We start from the raw sequence: 17421 nt of genomic DNA, 5'->3' as shown, positions 1-17421 counted from the left end.
AAACACCTCTTGCGGAGCTTTTACAAAATTTCAACGAATTTTTCAACAGAAAAAGCGAGCTAATATGTATTAGCTCGCTTTTTTCTCTTGATCATAAATATTAATTCCAGCTTGATGTAACATCCATTCAATATGAACACCATATCCTGATGTTGGATCATTTACAAATACATGTGTAACAGCACCAATTACTTTTCCATTTTGTACAATTGGACTTCCACTCATTCCTTGTACGATACCGCCCGTTTTCGCTAATAGACGTTTATCTGTTACTTTTATTACCATACCCTTTGTAGCTGGGAATTTTTGCTGCACTGTACTAACGACTTCAATATCAAACGCTTCTACTTTATCTTGATCAATAACTGTTAATATTTTTGCCGGTCCTTCTTTTACTTGATGAGATAATGCGATAGGCATTGCTTTATCCATTATACCGTTTTTCATATTCGTATTTAATTTTCCAAAAATACCATATGGACTATTAATTGTAATATTGCCAATCACTTCACGATCTGGTGAAAATCTTGCTAATTTCTCGCCTGGATTCCCATGACTGCCTCTTTCAATTGATGTAACTGTCGAGCGCATAATTTGTCCATCTTCGACTTGAATCGGCTTTTTTGTATCATTATCAGAAATAACATGACCAAGCGCCCCATATTTCATAGAATCCGGATGAACAAATGTCATCGTTCCAATTCCAGCTGCCGAATCACGGATATACAAACCAATTCGATAAGACGATTCACCATTGTCTTTTTGCGGCGTTAGCTTCGTGCGAATATATTTTCCATCTCTTAACAATACAAGATTAAGCGGTTCACCTGTTTCTCCACTATTATGAATAAACGGTGCTACATCACTCATTCTTTCAATGGTTTTACCATTAATTTCAGTAATCATATCTCCAATTTGTACACCTGCTGTTTCACCAGGAGATATTTTACCTTTTTCAGTTTGAATTAAATGATGGCCTACAACAAGTACACCTTTTGTATTTAATTTCACACCAATTGATTGTCCACCTGGAATCACTTTAAAATCTTTTAACACTTTCACATTTACTTTTTTCACTGGAAAACCCGCAAGCTGAAATACCATATCAGCTTCACCATTTTGATGAGAATTTACCATAAGTCCTTGTTTTTGTTCATTCGAACTCACTGTAAATACATGACGATTTGTGGATGAAGCTTTGAAAACTGGTAATGATGATATTTCTGATTGTTGTCCTTCAAAAACAACAAGTTGTTTCGGTGATGAAATAAACGTTCGAAGCGGTTTAAAACATCCAATAAAAACTAAAGAAACAAGGAGACAAAGACCTATTATTTTTCGAAATTTTTCTAATTTCAACTTGTTCACTCTCCTCGCTCCTACCCCACATTCAGCCTCTTGGCTTCACTTTTTAATCTCTCCTTGCAGTGCTTTATTTATAACCGGAAGAATTAAGAAATCGTCATTTGAGAAAAAAAGCTATCCATTACTGGATAGCCTCTGCTGTCTGTTTAAAATGATGCGCTTGCGTAAGTAATTCTTTCGCATGCTCCGTCGTTAAATCTGTGATTTCCACACCAGAAATCATTCGAGCTATTTCTGTTACTTTATCCTCCATAGTTAAAACAGTAACTGATGTAATTGTCCGATCATTCGCTACTTGTTTTCGAATAAATAAATGCGAATCTGCCATTGAAGCTACTTGAGGTAAGTGCGTAATACAAAGCACTTGCGAGTTTACTGATACTCGATAAATTTTTTCAGCAATAGCCTGTGCGACCCGGCCACTTACACCCGTATCCACTTCATCAAAAATAACAGATGCAACCCCTTGATGCTTAGAAAAAATGCTTTTTAAAGCTAAAATGATACGAGATAACTCTCCGCCAGAAGCAACCTTTGAAAGTGGTTTTAGCGGCTCTCCTGGGTTCGTCGAAATATAAAATTCCACATGATCGTAACCATCCGCCGTAAGTCTTACCGGTGCACCTTCCACAAGGGGCTCTTCTGCATTTCCTTCTCTCTTCATAATTCTCACTTCAAATTTCGTTTTTTCCATATATAATTCTTTTAATTCCTGATGGATTGCATTTGTAAGGTGTTCTGCAAGCTCATGACGCATATTACTTAACAACGTTGCTTCTTTCAGAATAACACTTTCTAATTCCTTCAACTGTTTCTTCGTCGTTTCAATATGAACGTCTTTATTTTCAATTGTAAATATTTCTTGTTCAATTTTATCTGCATACGCTAAAATCTCTTCTACAGTATTTCCATATTTTCTCTTTAGCATACGAATTTCATTCAAACGTGTTTCGATTTCATCTAAACGATTTGGATCATATTCCATCATATCGAGCTTTTCTCTCAGTTGATATGCAACCTCTTCTAATAAGTAATAGCTATTTGCAATTGAATCATGATTCTCTTGATACATTTCATCTAAATGTGTAATACTTTCCATTTGTCCCATTGCGCTTCTTACATTATCTAATCCTTGTCCGTCAGCACTCAATGAACGATATGCATCACCTAATGCTTTATAAATCTTTTCAAAATTAGAAATTTGCAATCGTTCCTCAGTTAATTCATTTTCTTCATCCATCTTTAAATCGGCTTTGCGAATTTCTTCATGCTGAAATTGAATTAAATCTAAGCGATGTGCCATCTGTTGTTCATTTTCACTTAACGATTTCAATTGTTTTTTTAATTTTTCATAGTCAGCGTATACGTTTTGATATATGTCTAGTTGTTTAACGATTCGATCCCCATCAAAGTGATCAAGCATAAACAGATGTCGTTCTTCATTCATTAAATCTTGCGTTTCATGCTGTCCATGAATATCAACAAGTGTTTTCCCAATTTCTTTTAATATGCTAAGTGTAACAAGCTTCCCATTTACACGACATACACTCTTCCCGTTCGCAGCAATATCACGCTTTAAAATAATCATGCCATCTTCTATTTCTATATCTAACTCTTCTGCCTTTTCAATACATGGATGCTTATCATCTTCAACATAAAACAGCCCTTCAATCTCAGCCTTTTCTGTTCCATATCGAACAAATTCTGCTGACCCACGGCCACCTACAAGTAAACTAATCGCATCAATAATAATCGATTTTCCGGCCCCTGTTTCACCGCTTAAAACCGTTAAACCTTTTTGAAAAGAAATATTTAATGCTTCAATAATAGCAAAGTTTCTAATCGATAATTCCGATAACAATGCCCCATTCACCTCGTTATAAAATAATCCCTTACTAAAGGATTTTCTCAGTTCTTCATTCAAATAATCATGCTATATATTTGTATGTATATACTCTTCTAACCCGCTTCATTGTACCAAACATTTGTTTTACGGGTCAATCCATCTATTTTCTAACTTTATGCAAACAAAATATTATATTACAATTGAAAAATCATATTTTTGACCAATAAAAATATCTTGTTCACTTCCCACTTTACGATGGAAAGCAAACAAGATTTTTTGTTACAACATATTTAAGAAACGATCAGAGACAACACCTGTATCGTCAGGTGTACGGCAAATAATTAAGCAAGTATCATCACCACAGATGGTTCCGATGATCTCATCCCACTCTAAATGATCAATAAGTGCTCCAAGTGAATGAGCGTTACCAGGCAATGTTTTTAGCACAAGCATATGTCCTGCCGTGTCTAATTTTACAAATGAATCCACTAGATTTCGTTTTAATTTTTGTAACGGGTTAAATCGTTGATCTGCTGGCAAGCTATATTTATAGCGCCCATCATGTAATGGCACCTTCACTAAGTGCAGTTCTTTAATATCGCGCGATACTGTTGCTTGCGTTACATTAAATCCCTCATTACGTAAAATATCAACTAATTCATCTTGTGTTTCAATTTCTTTGTTTGCAATAATTTCCCTGATTTTAATATGGCGCTGACCTTTATTCATACATTTGCACCTCACACTATCTCTTACCATAGTTTAAACATTGGTATACCTCACTTATTTATGTTAACTTATAATTCGTTTCTTGTACACAATTGTTTTTACAATCATTATACAATTACAGCAAAAAGAGGAACAACATATGTTATTCCCCTTTCCCTTTTTGTTTTAGAACGTCATGCGCTTCTGTAACAACTTGCTCTATAGAAATCGGAGAATGATTTTCGCCATTCTCACGTTCACCATGCCATTTCAGATGAATTAAAAATTCAATATTACCATCCCCACCCGTAATTGGTGAGAATGTTAAACCTTCCACATCATAGCCCTCTTTTAAAGCAAACTCGACAATCATCTCTACAACAGCTTCATGTACTTTTCTATCACGAACGATACCCTTTTTCCCAACTTGCTCTCTTCCAGCTTCAAACTGCGGTTTAATTAACGCTGCTACATCTCCGTTAGGCATAAGCATTGTTTTTAAAACTGGCAGTATAAGCTTTAATGATATAAATGAAACATCAATACTTGCAAATTGAGGTAAACCACGTTCTAAGTCTGCTGGTGTCACGTAACGGAAGTTTGTTCGTTCCATTACAACAACACGCTCATCTTGACGTAATTTCCACGCTAGCTGATTGTATCCTACATCTAATGCATAAGATAATTTCGCTCCATTTTGAAGCGCGCAATCTGTAAAGCCACCAGTTGATGAACCAATATCTATCATAACTTTATCTTGTAAATCAAGATGAAATGTCTCTAATGCCTTTTCAAGTTTATAACCACCACGACTTACATACGGCATAACTTGTCCCTTCACCGTAATCTCAGTATCTTGCGAGATTTTCTCTCCTGGCTTATCAAGTCTCATCTCATTTGCATATACGAGTCCGGCCATAATGGCGCGCTTTGCTTTCTCACGCGTTTCTATAAGTCCTCGCTCTACTAATAGTACATCTACTCTTTCTTTTTTTACGCTCATTTGTTACGCCCTTTTTTGTTTTGATGGAATCATTGTATGAATACGGTCTACAACAGCATCTGTCGTTAAACCAATTTCTTCTAATAATTTTGTTACACTTCCGTGCTCTATGAAGCGGTCTGGAATACCCATTCGTTCAACTAATGCACTATGGTAACCATTTTCAGATGCAAATTCAACTACTCCTGTTCCAAAACCACCGATTAAACAAGCTTCTTCAATCGTTAAAATCGGTATATTCTTCCCTAGAAGATCATGTAAATATGCTTCATCCATTGGTTTAATAAAGCGAGCATTCACTACTTTCACTGAAACCCCAGCTTTTTCAAGACGCTCAGCTGCTTCCATTGCCATTGGTATTGTCGTACCAAACGTTAAAATAGCTACTTGTGTACCCTCTTTTAACGTCTCCCACGTACCGATTGGAATCGCCTTTAATTCTTCATCCATATGAACGCCAAGTCCATTACCACGAGCATAACGCAATGCGATTGGTCCATCTTCATATTGCATCGCCGTATAAACTAAATGTTGCCCTTCATTTTCATCTTTCGGCATCATAAGCACCATATTCGGCAAGTGACGTAAGAATGAGATATCAAATACGCCTTGATGCGTTTCACCATCTGCTCCTACTAATCCCGAGCGATCTATTCCGATGAAAACATTTAAATTTTGGCGGCATATATCATGAACAACTTGGTCATATGCTCTTTGTAAAAATGTCGAATAAATTGCTAAGAATGGCTTCATTCCTTGCGTTGCCATACCTGCTGCCATTGTTGTAGCGTGCTGTTCTGCAATACCTACATCAATCATACGATCTGGGAATTCTTTTTGGAATTTCTCAAGTTTTGATCCAACAGGCATTGCAGGTGTAATTGCTACGATACGCTCATCCGCTCTCGCCAGCTTAAGTACTGTTTCACTAACGACAGCACTCCATGCTGGTGCAACTTCTTTTGGCTTAACGAAGTCACCTGATTCAATTTTATAAGGTCCTGTTCCATGCCAAGTTCCAATAACGTCACTCTCAGCCGGTTTATAACCTTTTCCTTTTTTCGTAATAACGTGAACAAGTACTGGGCCTTTTGTTTTCTTTGCATATTGCAACGTTTCGAATAACTTTTCATAATCATGCCCATCGACTGGACCTAAATATGTAAAGCCTAACTCTTCGAAAAAGACACCAGATACTAGTAAATATTTAAGACTATCTTTTATTTTCTCTGCTGTCGCAGCCACTTTCCCGCCAACTGCTGGGATTTTCTTTAATATATACTCTAATTCATCTTTTACCCAGTGATATTTTCCTGCGGTACGTAAACGACCGAGTACATTATGAAGCGCACCAACGTTTGGTGCAATTGACATTTCATTATCATTCAAAATAACAATCATGTCTGTTTTTTCATGTCCAATATGGTTCAATGCCTCTAAGGCCATTCCACCTGTTAAAGCACCATCTCCAATAATTGGTATAACATATTCTTTCGTTTTCTTTAAATCACGTGCCAGAGCCATTCCCATTGCAGCCGATAACGAAGTCGAGCTATGACCAGTTTCCCATACATCATGCTCACTCTCGCAACGTTTCGGGAAACCACATAGACCTTGATATTGCCTTAATGTACCAAACTCTTTCGCGCGTCCAGTTAAAATTTTATGTACATAGGATTGATGTCCTACATCCCATAAAAATTTATCTTGCGGGCTATCAAATAATTTGTGCAGAGCAATTGTGAGTTCTACTACACCTAAATTAGGTGCAATATGTCCACCTGTTTGAGAGAGCTCTTCAATTAAAAACTTACGAATATCCTCACTCAATCCCTCTAGTTCACTGATAGACATATCTTTCAAAAAACTAGGGTTTTGAATTTGCGTTAGATCCACATGGATCACTCACTTTCATTTCATAATCTGTCAACATGTCAAATATTATAAAAAACATTTACACAAAACAAGAAATTCTCTTTTCTATTTTTCGTCTTGTCCCGCTATTAACCAGTCTATTGCGCCTTAATCCTATTATAAACCATATTTCTTTAGGCGATGAAAAAAATAGCCGCTAACACGAAGTGATAACGGCAATGTAATCTACATATATTTTTGCCAATAACAAGAAAAGAAAAACCTTTTCCTACATTTATATCATAAAATGATGAATGACTCAACAAATGAAAACGCTGTTATATTAGTTATTACGTTTTGCAATCAAATCGCAAATAGATAGTAAATATTCATCTTGTAATTGCAAGGAGCTAATTGCACCTTTTGCTTCTGCAATTGTTTCTTCTAAAATATCCTTTGCTCTATCTACAGTAAACAACGTCGTATATGTGCTCTTTTCATTAGAAAGATCGCTACCAATCGGTTTTCCAATCTCTTCTTCGGTGCCTTCGACATCTAAAATATCGTCTCGAATTTGGAAAGCTAGACCGATATATTTAGCAAACGCAAGCAACTTTTCTTCTTGCTCTTCTGTCGCATCAGAAAGTATCGCACCCGCAAGTACAGCAAATTCAAGCAGTTTTCCGGTCTTATGTTTATGGATGTACTCCAATTCATCAATCGTAAGGCGTTTCCCTTCAGCTTCCATATCTGCCACTTGTCCGCCAACCATTCCTTCTGGTCCTGCTGCTTTTGCAAGTTCAAGTACAAGTCTTACTTTTTTTTCTGCAGAAATTTCTTTTTGCTCATATGCCATAATAACTTGAAAAGCATACGTCAATAAGCCATCTCCTGCTAAAACTGCCATCGCTTCACCAAATACTTTGTGATTTGTGGGCTTTCCTCTTCTTAAATCATCATCATCCATACAAGGTAAATCGTCATGAACTAACGAATATGTATGAATCATTTCAAGAGCACAAGCTGCACCTACTCCAAGATTTCTTTCTTTCCCAAACGCTTGTAATGTTGCAAACAAAAGTAACGGGCGGAGACGTTTTCCACCCGCTTCTAAAGAATATGCCATCGCTTCACGAAGTACATTTGGACATTGTAATTCATTTGCATAGCTTACAAGTTTCTCTTCTACGAAAGTTTTACTTTCCTTCAAAAAAGTATCAAAAGCAATCGTCACTATGCTTCATCTCCTAAAGCAGTAAACGGTTCAAGCTCTCCATCTTCCCCAAGAATAACTGCCATTTGTTCTTGTACATTCTTCAACTTCTCATCACAAAGCTTAGATAATTCCATACCCTCTTTAAAATAAGAAATCGCTTCTTCTAAAGGTACGTCACCTTGTTCTAGCTTAGAAACAAGATGCTCAAGTTGCGAAATTGCCTCTTCAAAGCTTAATTTATTTTCCATTATTCAATTCACGCTCCTCTATGCCTGATACGCTACAATCTAGTATTCCATCTTGTAATTGAACTGAAACAGCATCTCCAAGGCTTACATCTTTCACACTTTTTAACACTTGCTTCTCTTCATCATATACAAGCCCGTACCCTCTCATCATTACTTTAAGCGGACTTAACGCTTCAAGTTTTTGAGCAGCTCTTACAAAGGCAAATTCTTTCGTTTGAAGTAACGTTTGCATTTCACGTTGTAATTGCTTTTGCAACGTTTCAACAGCTACCTTCGTTTGAATAATTTTTTGAGATGGGTGGTGCTTCTCTAAATAAAATGAAAGTTGCTTTAACTGATTCACCTTTTTATCAATATAGCGCTCTTTCGCTAAAACAAGCTGTTCTAGCGCTCTATCTAATTGCTCTTCCTTTTGCTCATATACTTGTCTTGGATAACGGAACGCATACGATTTTTGCAACACTTGTAGTTTTTCTTCTTTTTTATGTACTAACTCTTTCATTGCTCTTTGCAATCTCAGAGTTCTTTGTAATACCTTTTCTTGTAACTCTATAATATTAGGTGCTGCTAGCTCAGCTGCTGCAGTCGGTGTTGGCGCGCGTAAATCTGCAACAAAATCTGCGATTGTAAAATCCGTTTCATGGCCTACTGCCGAAATAATAGGAATTTCACTCTTAAAGATTGCTCTTGCAACCATTTCCTCATTGAAAGCCCATAATTCCTCAATAGAACCTCCACCACGACCAACGATTAGTACATCTATCTCTCCCATTTCATTCGCTGTACGAATCGCTTGTACAATCGAGGGAGCCGCTGACTCCCCTTGTACAAGTACCGGAAATACAATAACATTCCCAATTGGATAACGACGTTTAATCGTTGTTATAATATCACGAATCGCTGCTCCTGTTGGCGACGTAATCACACCTATTGTTTTAGCGTAAGGAGGAATTGCTTTTTTATAAACTTGAGAAAAAAGTCCTTCTTCTTCTAAGCGAACTTTTAACTGTTCGTACGCTAAATGTAAATTTCCGACTCCGTCAGGCTGCATGTCTTGAATATAAATTTGATAAGAACCACTCGCCTCGTAAACAGAGATTTTCCCTTTCACGAGTACCTTCATCCCATTTTCAGGTTTGAATTTAATATTACGATTATGACCCGCAAACATAACCGCTGCGATTCTTGCATTTTCATCTTTCAATGTAAAATACATGTGGCCACGGCTATGATTTTTAAAGTTGGAAATTTCACCTTTTAACCAAACAGACTGCAAATGCGGATCATATTCTATTTTTGTTTTTATATAGCGTGTTAACGCTGTAACGGTTAAATATTGCTTCTCCATTTCTCTCTCCTCATAGCCGACTCAAATTATTTACAAACGACACCTGCACGTTTGGCAGATTCAACAGTATTATGAAGAAGCATTGTGATTGTCATTGGACCAACACCCTTTGGCACAGGTGTAATGTAACCCGCAACATCTAACACGTTGTCAAAGTCAACATCACCACAAAGTTTTCCTGTTTCTAAACGGTTAACACCAACGTCAATTACAACCGCTCCTTCTTTAATATAATCCGCTGTTATCATTTTAGGTCGTCCAACAGCTACGATTAAAATATCAGCTAACTTCGATAACTCTTTCATATTTTGCGTCTTAGAATGACAATATGTGACAGTTGCATTTTCATTTAAAAACAATTGCCCCACTGGTTTACCGACAATATTACTTCTTCCAATTACTACTACATGTTTTCCAGAAATATCAAGATTTGTTTCTTTTACTAATTCTACAATACCATGCGGTGTACATGGAAGGAATGTATCTTGTCCCGTCATCATACGTCCCACGCTGATTGGGTGAAATCCGTCTACATCCTTTTCTGGTGAAATTCTTTCAATGATAGCTTTTTCTTCAATATGTTTTGGTAAAGGTAATTGCACTAATATGCCATTAATACGGTCATCGCCATTTAAGCGATCGATTTCAGCAAGCAAACGTTCCTCAGTAATTGTTTCAGGAAGTTCAATTAGCTCTGAGTAAATCCCTACTTGTTCACAGCCTTTTTCTTTTCCTTTCACATAAGAACGAGATGCTGGATCTTCTCCAACTAAAATAACTGCTAATCCTGGTACAATACCTTGCTCTTTCAACTTCACAACTTCTTCTGTTAATTGTGCTCGTTTTTTCTCCGCAACTTCATTTCCTTTGATGATTACTGCTACCATTTTAAGATTCCCCCTTAAAGAATTTACAGTGTATCTTTTATATTAGATAAAACGCCGTTAATAAAACGACGAGATTCCTCATCCCCAAATGTTTTGGCAATTTCAATTGCTTCGTTAATTGTTACGTTGTGTGGAATTTCTTCCATGTATTTCATTTCATACACAGCTACACGTAAAATACTGCGATCAACAATGCTAATACGCTCAAGCTTCCACTTTTTTAAGTTTTGACGAATCGCTTCATCGATTGCTTCTTTATTTTCTACAAAACCTACTACAAGTGACTCTAGAAACTCATTTGTTTCTTCGCCTTCATCTAGCGTGTTTTCCACTGCTACTTTCGGTTCTAATTCACCTGTAATATCCATTTGGTATAATGCTTGCATTGCTCTTTCTCTAGCCGTCCTACGTTTCATTGTAACTCTCCTTTATGCTTCAAGTCTTTCCTTATACTTTGTTATATTATTATAATTTATAAGCCGTCAATTCACTTACTCTTACAGTTTTCATTGATTTTCCAACCTTATAATACAATGATAATAACACAATTTATCGTTTCACACACGGGTTACAAGGCTGAAAAATAATAAAAAGATTAACTTCAAGTTCCATATCTTATCACAATGTACGTTTTTTGGAAAAACGACACATTTTCTTGTTTATTTCTTATTTTTTGAAATAGTATAATAATTAGAGGTTTGTAATTTGTGAAGAAATGAAACGATAAAAAAGATGCCTATGTTACTAGGCACCTTTTCATTCTTACACTGGTTCGATTTCTGTTTTTTGTGTTTCGAATGTTACGCCAACGATGTGAACATTCACTTCTTTTGGCTCAAGTCCTGTCATCGTAAAGAGTGCTTGGCGAATATTGTCTTGAATCTTTTGTGCAACAACTGGAATTGCTACACCAAAATACATTACAACATAAAGGTCAACGATAATATCTTCGTTTGCTAATTCAACCTTTACACCTTTACCATGATTTTTCTTACCTAACTTCTCAACAACATCTGTAGCAAAATTACCGCGCATTGCCGCTACACCTTCTACTTCAGCAGCTGCAATACCTGCAATTACTTCAATTACTTCTGGTGCAATTTCTACTTTACCAAGAGTTGTATCTTGACCCATATCTAACATATGTTCAGCCATGAAAAAAACCTCCTTTAATGTATCACTGCGTCACAAGTTCATGCTCTTCCAAAAATTTCGTATTAAACTCACCTTTTACAAAATCAGGATGATCTAGCAATTGCAAATGGAACGGGATTGTTGTATGTACGCCTTCAATGACAAATTCACTAAGTGCGCGCTTCATTTTTGCAATTGCCTCTTCACGTGTTTTTCCGTGAACAATTAATTTAGCAACCATCGAATCATAGAAAGGTGGGATTGAATATCCCGGATATACAGCTGAATCGACGCGAATACCAAATCCTCCTGGTGGTAAGTACATTTCTACTTTACCTGGAGATGGCATAAATTTTTTGGCAGGGTTTTCCGCATTAATTCGACATTCAATTGCCCAACCATTAAATTGTACTTCTTCTTGCTGTAACGATAACTTTTCTCCTGAAGCAACAAGAATTTGTTCTTTAATTAAGTCCATTCCCGTTACCATTTCAGTAACCGGATGCTCAACCTGAATTCTCGTATTCATCTCCATGAAATAAAAGGTTTTCGTTTTATATTCATAAATAAACTCAACCGTACCAGCACCTGTATAATCAACCGCTACCGCCGCTTTAACTGCCGCTTCACCCATCTGCTTGCGAATATCTTCATCAAGTGCAGGTGATGGACTTTCTTCTAATAGTTTTTGCAAACGGCGCTGAATTGTACAATCACGCTCTCCTAAATGAATGGCATTTCCGTGTGTATCTGCCATTATTTGAATCTCAACATGGCGGAAATCTTCAACGTACTTTTCTAAGTATACACCAGGGTTCCCAAAAGCGGTACTAGCTTCTTGCTGTGTAATTTGAATTCCTTTTATAAGCTCTTCTTCATGGCGTGCAACACGAATACCTTTTCCGCCGCCACCTGCAGTCGCTTTAATAATAACTGGATATCCAATTTGATTAGCAAGCTCGATCGCTTCTTCGGTATTTTTAATAATTCCTTGTGAACCTGGTACAATCGGAACCCCTGCTTCTTTCATTGTATCACGAGCAACGTCTTTTGTGCCCATCTTTGAAATAGCTTCTGGACTTGGACCAATAAAAATCAAGTTACATTCACGGCATAACTCTGCGAAATCTGCATTCTCTGCTAAAAATCCGTATCCCGGATGAATAGCATCGCAGCCTGTTAACTTCGCAACGCTAATAATATTCGTCAAATTTAAATAGCTTTCTTTCGAAATCGTTGGTCCTACACAATACGCCTCGTCTGCAATCTGTACGTGAAGTGACTCTTTATCTGCTTCTGAATAAATTGCAACTGTTTCAATATCCATTTCTTTACAAGCACGAATAATTCGTACAGCAATTTCCCCACGATTGGCTATTAATACTTTTTTTATCATCACAAAGACTCCCTTATTACGCTTTTACAAGAAATAGCGGTTGTCCATACTCAACAAGCTGTCCGTTATTAACAAGAATTTCAACAATTTCACCCTCTACATCAGCATCAATTTCGTTAAATAACTTCATAGCCTCGACAATACATACGATAGAATCTTTCGATACTCTATCCCCAACACTTACATATGGAGGTGTATCAGGTGAAGAAGAAGAATAGAATGTACCTACCATCGGTGATGTGATTTTATGTAGGTTTTCATCTTGAACAGTTTTATTTTCTTCTTGTTTTGGCGCTTCTGCTTGTGCTGCTGCTACTGTCGTTTCAACTTCAACAGGCGCTACTGGTTGCATAGCTTGTTTTGCTGCAGGTGCTTGCACAGCAACAACTTCATTACCACGCTTTTTCATTTTGATTGTTGTACCGTCTTTTTTGTATTCAAATTCATCAATATTAGAGCTATCAATTAATTTAATTAATTCACGAACTTCTTGAATTTTAAACATGTAAAATCCACTCCCATACTCTTGTTTGTCCCGTTTTTACAGATTCTCGTCACGAAAACTAGATTGACTGTAAAAATACGATGTATTCTATTAGAAAATATATTTCATTAACTAATAGAAATATTTACTATTTCCATCTTACGATAAATTTTTTAAACATTCCAATTTATATTTCTTTATAATAAATCGAAACTCCTGTAAAAATATTATTCCAATAAAAATTTAATACCTAGTAATAATACCAAGTTTCACATGAAATTGGCAAGACCACTTCTTAAAAAACATTCACTACTTTAGCAAAACGTTACACAGCAAACATGCCATTCCCTCTCCACTCTTCACTACACCTATAGTCAATAACATATTTTTACCAAATATTATTTTTTTGTTTACACGCCGTTCATCATTCCTTCATATAAGAATAGTATGTTCAAAGTGTAGAAAATATATTGTGTCGAGGTGTGGAAATATGATATGGCTCATTCTCTTTTTACCTGCTGTAATCGTTTGGGCATGTGTTCTTTGCATCCACGTCAAATCCGGAAAAAGTAATCATCAGTACCATGAACCATTAATCTTTTACTCGCAACGTGTTTCTCCATTCCGAGTTGAACATAGTAAAAATAACTACAAAGACGAAATAGAAAAAAGCTATCGAAAATGATAGCTTTTTTCTATTCACACGTTTACTTACATACTCTATTTTACTATTTGCATACCCTTGGCTTAGTAAAAGATAATAATCCGCAGGGAAATCCCTGCGGATTAAAGTTTCACTTATTTCGCTGGTGGATCAAATTTCACACCTACATCTTTTGATCCGCCTTCACTTCTTACAAGTTGAATAATTTTATTTGCTTCTTTCTGTGAATGTTTTGCCGCTTTAACCGTTACTCTAATGTCAGTACCATCAGCTCTTACAAGAGCATCTGGATATCCTCCTTGAGATTTAATTACTGTCTCAAGTAATTCTTGCTTCGTTTCCATTGTCGTAATGGCATCAAAATTTTCTTTTGCTTTATTCTTTTCTGTTGCTGAAGCTTTTGTTGAACTCATCACTTCTTGTAATTTTGCTTTCGCTTCACTACGCTGATCTTCCATTTGCATACGTAAAGCTGTGAAATTCTCATCACTTGATTGAACTGATACATTGCCCTCTTTTTTACTTGTTTCTTTTTTTGCATTTTCTTTTTTGTCTGTTTCTTTATTTGTTGTTTCCTTACTTGTATTTTCTTTTTTCGGAGTTTCTTTAGGCGCTTCGTTTGTTACTGCTTTATCAGTACCTTGTTTTTCTTGTCCAATCTTTTCACCTGTTGCCGGCGATGCTGTATTCATTTTGTCAGGAGTTGTCACGTAATACACAGATAGTACAACAACTAAACTTAACATCGTTAATAACCAAACTGTTTGTTTTTTTAACACTTTATTTCCTCCCTATCAATTTTTCGGTGAAACTGAAACGCGATGGGCCGGTACATCTAGCAGCCTTATCACAGCTTCTTTTACCATTGCTTTAACTTGTATATTATCCACTCCCTTTGCTACGACAAGAACACCACGTACTTTCGGCTTCTCTGTTCGTAAAACAACAGGAGTTTCCTTATCCCCTTCACGTATAATGACAGTCTTTTCATCAAGAGACTCGTCCTCTACTTCTCTCTTACCGCCTGTTTTATCTGTTTCACCTGTTGTTTGTGAGCGTTTCACTGTATTTTTTTCTAAAATTTTTTCTTCAGATGAATCTAAATTCACTTTAATCGTTACGTCTTTTACTCCTGCTATTTCTTCTAAAGCAGTTTTTAATTCTTGTTCATACGCTTTTTCATATTTTTCTACATTTGACATACTATCATTACTTTTTTGTCCGAAAGTTGGTACGTCTTTTTCTTGATTTTGAGTTTTTTGTTCTTTAAATACAGGTACTTCTTCTTTTTTACTTGAAAAGAGACTACTAGAAAACATAAGCAAAATTCCAAGTATGAGTAGGACAAGTAAAAACTTAGGTGTTACCTTTTTACCCTTCTCGTTGCTTTCTTTTTGATCCCCATTCAATAAGTTTCGAAAAAATGAGAACTTCGAATTTTTATCTTTATTGTCCATTTACTCTACCTGTCCTCCCTTCCATTTGAACTTGGATTTGTTTACCCTCTAGTTGCCACCTGCTTGAAAAGAAATCTTTCATTTCTACATTCGTTTCTTCCACTTTTTTTGGCGGCTCTTTCGTGTTAATTTCAATTGGCTTTACTGTTTCGATTGCATCATTTTTACTACGTTCTTTTTCTTTCAACGTCACAACAACAGATTGAATATCTTTCGCTGACTTTACTTCTTCTGTATTTTCTGCTGCGACTATTTGTATCTCAGAGACAGTCATACCATACTTTTTCTCAAACTCTTTTCCTACTTCTTTTTTCATTTTGGTAGCCATCTCTTCTAAACTATATGCACGTGTTAGAGCTTGTATTTCTTTTTTCTTCGAATCTATTGAATTTTTTACAGATCCTTCTGCTACGTACTTTTCTTCATTAAAATTTGCAATTACTTCATTTACATCTGTCTGCAATAGTTTAAAAAGGGGCGTTAAAATTAATACGACTAACAAAAGACTTACAACGAATTTAACGTATTTTTGCAAATTCGAATTTGGAAGAATAAGATGAAGCATTGTTGCTAAGAGCAAAAAAACGATAATATTTCTGATCCACTCTGTAACAAATTGCATACTCTTCACCTCCTACCGCATCATAAGTGTAATATTCCCCGCAGCAATAATAATTGTAATACTTAAAAAGAACATAAATGATACGATAGCTAAGCAAGCAAATACGTAAATGATGCTTCGTCCAATAATGTCTAAACATTGAATAATTGCTCCGCCGCCAACCGGTTGCAATACTGCTGCTGCGAATTTATAAATAAATGCAATACAGAAAATTTGAATCGCTGGAAAAGCAACAATTAAGCATAAAATGACGAGCCCAATAATTCCGACTGTGTTTTTCAATAATCCTGATGCGCTAATAACAGTATCTGCCGCTTCTGTAAACATCCTTCCAACTACTGGAATGAAGTTTCCTGTTACAAATTTAGCAGTTTTCACAGCTATTCCATCAGCAACAGCTGTTGCTGTCCCTTGTACAGATAATACTCCTAAAAAAATTGTTAAAAAGACACCGATAATCCCTACGCTAACGTTTTGCAGAAGCTTGGATAATTTCGTCACTTTATATTGATCACTCATTGTACTTACAATACTTAATATCGTTGCCAGTAATAAAAGTGGTAGAACGATATAATTCATAAGAAGCCCACTCGTATTCATTAAGAAAATGATAACCGGATGAAAAAATGATACAGATACAACCCCGCCCCCAGTTGCTATAAGCGCCAGCAAAATTGGCAATAACGCTAATATGAAATCTACCATTGTTTGTATCGTTTCTCTTGCATATGTCATAACGACATAAAAACTATTTAAAGCAAAAATAATAAGTACCATATACACAACAGCATCAGCAATTTTACTTACGCTACTTTTTGAAAAAGCGGATTGCAGTGATTGCAACAATGCACTAAAGATTGTGAGCATAATAAGTGTGCCAAGCAGTTTTCCATTAGCAGCAAGCTCATGAAATAAATATTTTAATAACCCTATCATCCACTCTTTTAGAGAGAATTCTTTTTCTCCCTTTACAAACTCCATAAAGCTCCCTTTTTGACTCTCTGGCAAATAGCCTCCATATTTTGTAACAAGCCCGTCCCAAAATTGCTTCACATCTTCAATTCCGAGCTTATCCAATTGTTGATCAACGACGTTTGTTTCTACAGGAGAAGCTTGTACAACAACCGGTAAAGAAAAGAAAAGGAAGCAAGCAAATAGCAGCTTAGCTCCAAACCTCCTCAACATTCAC

At 36.2% G+C, this 17421-nt stretch carries 18 protein-coding genes; 1 reads left to right on the top strand and 17 read right to left on the bottom strand.

Translation table 11 applies throughout. The features are described from left to right. Nucleotides 1–69 precede the first annotated feature (69 nt). The 13 genes from spoIVB to accB all read right to left on the bottom strand — a co-directional run bounded on the left by spoIVB (nt 70) and on the right by accB (nt 13510). Complete coding sequence (gene spoIVB, locus H6481_RS01265; RefSeq protein WP_002000940.1) at nt 70–1368, bottom strand: SpoIVB peptidase; 1299 nt, start codon at nt 1366–1368, stop codon at nt 70–72. 118 nt (nt 1369–1486) lie between these two features. Beyond that, on the bottom strand, nt 1487–3226 hold the full coding sequence (gene recN / locus H6481_RS01260) for a DNA repair protein RecN (RefSeq protein WP_000947734.1): 1740 nt from the start codon (nt 3224–3226) through the stop codon (nt 1487–1489). A 264-nt stretch (nt 3227–3490) separates the two neighbouring features. After that, on the bottom strand, nt 3491–3940 hold the full coding sequence (argR, locus tag H6481_RS01255; protein ID WP_001032580.1) for an arginine repressor ArgR: 450 nt from the start codon (nt 3938–3940) through the stop codon (nt 3491–3493). Nucleotides 3941–4082: 142 nt separating this feature from the next. Beyond that, nucleotides 4083–4922, bottom strand: coding sequence for a TlyA family RNA methyltransferase (locus H6481_RS01250; protein ID WP_000111874.1), 840 nt, complete (start codon nt 4920–4922; stop codon nt 4083–4085). A 3-nt stretch (nt 4923–4925) separates the two neighbouring features. Further along, entirely contained in the window at nt 4926–6818 is a 1893-nt protein-coding gene (gene dxs, locus H6481_RS01245; RefSeq protein ID WP_071729677.1) for a 1-deoxy-D-xylulose-5-phosphate synthase, read from the bottom strand. A gap of 301 nt (nt 6819–7119) precedes the next feature. Next, entirely contained in the window at nt 7120–8010 is an 891-nt protein-coding gene (gene ispA, locus H6481_RS01240; protein WP_071729675.1) for a (2E,6E)-farnesyl diphosphate synthase, read from the bottom strand. Continuing rightward, nucleotides 8010–8240 (bottom strand): exodeoxyribonuclease VII small subunit, encoded by a 231-nt coding sequence (gene xseB, locus H6481_RS01235; RefSeq protein ID WP_000428423.1) that lies wholly within the window; start codon nt 8238–8240, stop codon nt 8010–8012. Before xseB ends, ispA begins: the two co-directional genes overlap by 1 nt. Then, the gene (gene xseA, locus H6481_RS01230; protein ID WP_000415244.1) at nt 8230–9588 is read right to left on the bottom strand and encodes an exodeoxyribonuclease VII large subunit; all 1359 of its coding nucleotides are present in this window, start codon (nt 9586–9588) and stop codon (nt 8230–8232) included. Before xseA ends, xseB begins: the two co-directional genes overlap by 11 nt. A gap of 26 nt (nt 9589–9614) precedes the next feature. Further along, complete coding sequence (folD, locus tag H6481_RS01225; protein WP_000226732.1) at nt 9615–10475, bottom strand: bifunctional methylenetetrahydrofolate dehydrogenase/methenyltetrahydrofolate cyclohydrolase FolD; 861 nt, start codon at nt 10473–10475, stop codon at nt 9615–9617. Between the two features lie 23 nt (nt 10476–10498). Next, nucleotides 10499–10891: a N utilization substance protein NusB gene (gene nusB, locus H6481_RS01220; RefSeq protein WP_000830247.1), complete on the bottom strand. Its 393-nt coding sequence runs from the start codon at nt 10889–10891 to the stop codon at nt 10499–10501. 346 nt (nt 10892–11237) lie between these two features. Next, nucleotides 11238–11630 (bottom strand): Asp23/Gls24 family envelope stress response protein, encoded by a 393-nt coding sequence (locus H6481_RS01215; protein ID WP_000807630.1) that lies wholly within the window; start codon nt 11628–11630, stop codon nt 11238–11240. 22 nt (nt 11631–11652) lie between these two features. Then, nucleotides 11653–13005, bottom strand: coding sequence for an acetyl-CoA carboxylase biotin carboxylase subunit (accC, locus tag H6481_RS01210; RefSeq protein ID WP_000592870.1), 1353 nt, complete (start codon nt 13003–13005; stop codon nt 11653–11655). Nucleotides 13006–13021: 16 nt separating this feature from the next. Continuing rightward, nucleotides 13022–13510 carry an acetyl-CoA carboxylase biotin carboxyl carrier protein gene (gene accB / locus H6481_RS01205; protein WP_000472864.1) on the bottom strand — a complete coding sequence of 163 codons (489 nt, stop codon included), beginning with the start codon at nt 13508–13510 and terminating at the stop codon, nt 13022–13024. A gap of 469 nt (nt 13511–13979) precedes the next feature. Between accB and H6481_RS01200 the strand changes: the two genes are divergently transcribed. After that, complete coding sequence (locus H6481_RS01200) at nt 13980–14174, top strand: hypothetical protein (protein ID WP_002000935.1); 195 nt, start codon at nt 13980–13982, stop codon at nt 14172–14174. 113 nt (nt 14175–14287) lie between these two features. On the opposite strand, the gene H6481_RS01195 is transcribed toward H6481_RS01200, so the two are convergent. Genes H6481_RS01195 through spoIIIAE form a run of 4 tightly spaced genes read right to left on the bottom strand, consistent with a single transcriptional unit; the run spans nt 14288 to nt 17417 of the window. Then, complete coding sequence (locus H6481_RS01195) at nt 14288–14932, bottom strand: SpoIIIAH-like family protein (protein WP_065485172.1); 645 nt, start codon at nt 14930–14932, stop codon at nt 14288–14290. Nucleotides 14933–14947: 15 nt separating this feature from the next. Next, a complete protein-coding gene (gene spoIIIAG, locus H6481_RS01190) occupies nt 14948–15610 on the bottom strand; it encodes a stage III sporulation protein AG (RefSeq protein WP_000368890.1) in 663 nt (220 codons plus the stop codon). Beyond that, nucleotides 15600–16232 (bottom strand): stage III sporulation protein AF, encoded by a 633-nt coding sequence (gene spoIIIAF, locus H6481_RS01185; protein ID WP_001161037.1) that lies wholly within the window; start codon nt 16230–16232, stop codon nt 15600–15602. The genes spoIIIAG and spoIIIAF overlap by 11 nt, the downstream gene beginning before the upstream one ends. 12 nt (nt 16233–16244) lie before the next feature. After that, complete coding sequence (gene spoIIIAE, locus H6481_RS01180; protein WP_000946113.1) at nt 16245–17417, bottom strand: stage III sporulation protein AE; 1173 nt, start codon at nt 17415–17417, stop codon at nt 16245–16247. Nucleotides 17418–17421 lie beyond the last annotated feature (4 nt).

The sequence above is a fragment of the Bacillus sp. ME78 genome, assembly GCF_903970865.1.
In the GTDB taxonomy this organism is placed as follows: Bacteria; Bacillota; Bacilli; order Bacillales; family Bacillaceae_G; genus Bacillus_A; species Bacillus_A cereus.
The sequence above is the reverse complement of the archived record's forward strand: the minus strand, read 5'-3'. Positions and strand labels throughout refer to the sequence as shown.

Bases quoted from the DNA above. Each gene is read 5' to 3' on its own strand.
- spoIIIAF (WP_001161037.1), bottom strand. From the start codon at position 16,232: ATGCAATTTGTTACAGAGTGGATCAGAAATATTATCGTTTTTTTGCTC.
- accB (WP_000472864.1), bottom strand. From the start codon at position 13,510: ATGTTTAAAATTCAAGAAGTTCGTGAATTAATTAAATTAATTGATAGC.
- spoIIIAE (WP_000946113.1), bottom strand. From the start codon at position 17,417: ATGTTGAGGAGGTTTGGAGCTAAGCTGCTATTTGCTTGCTTCCTTTTC.
- accC (WP_000592870.1), bottom strand. From the start codon at position 13,005: ATGATAAAAAAAGTATTAATAGCCAATCGTGGGGAAATTGCTGTACGA.
- xseA (WP_000415244.1), bottom strand. From the start codon at position 9,588: ATGGAGAAGCAATATTTAACCGTTACAGCGTTAACACGCTATATAAAA.
- nusB (WP_000830247.1), bottom strand. From the start codon at position 10,891: ATGAAACGTAGGACGGCTAGAGAAAGAGCAATGCAAGCATTATACCAA.
- argR (WP_001032580.1), bottom strand. From the start codon at position 3,940: ATGAATAAAGGTCAGCGCCATATTAAAATCAGGGAAATTATTGCAAAC.
- H6481_RS01250 (WP_000111874.1), bottom strand. From the start codon at position 4,922: ATGAGCGTAAAAAAAGAAAGAGTAGATGTACTATTAGTAGAGCGAGGA.
- H6481_RS01215 (WP_000807630.1), bottom strand. From the start codon at position 11,630: ATGGCTGAACATATGTTAGATATGGGTCAAGATACAACTCTTGGTAAA.
- xseB (WP_000428423.1), bottom strand. From the start codon at position 8,240: ATGGAAAATAAATTAAGCTTTGAAGAGGCAATTTCGCAACTTGAGCAT.
- folD (WP_000226732.1), bottom strand. From the start codon at position 10,475: ATGGTAGCAGTAATCATCAAAGGAAATGAAGTTGCGGAGAAAAAACGA.
- H6481_RS01200 (WP_002000935.1), top strand. From the start codon at position 13,980: ATGATATGGCTCATTCTCTTTTTACCTGCTGTAATCGTTTGGGCATGT.
- spoIIIAG (WP_000368890.1), bottom strand. From the start codon at position 15,610: ATGGACAATAAAGATAAAAATTCGAAGTTCTCATTTTTTCGAAACTTA.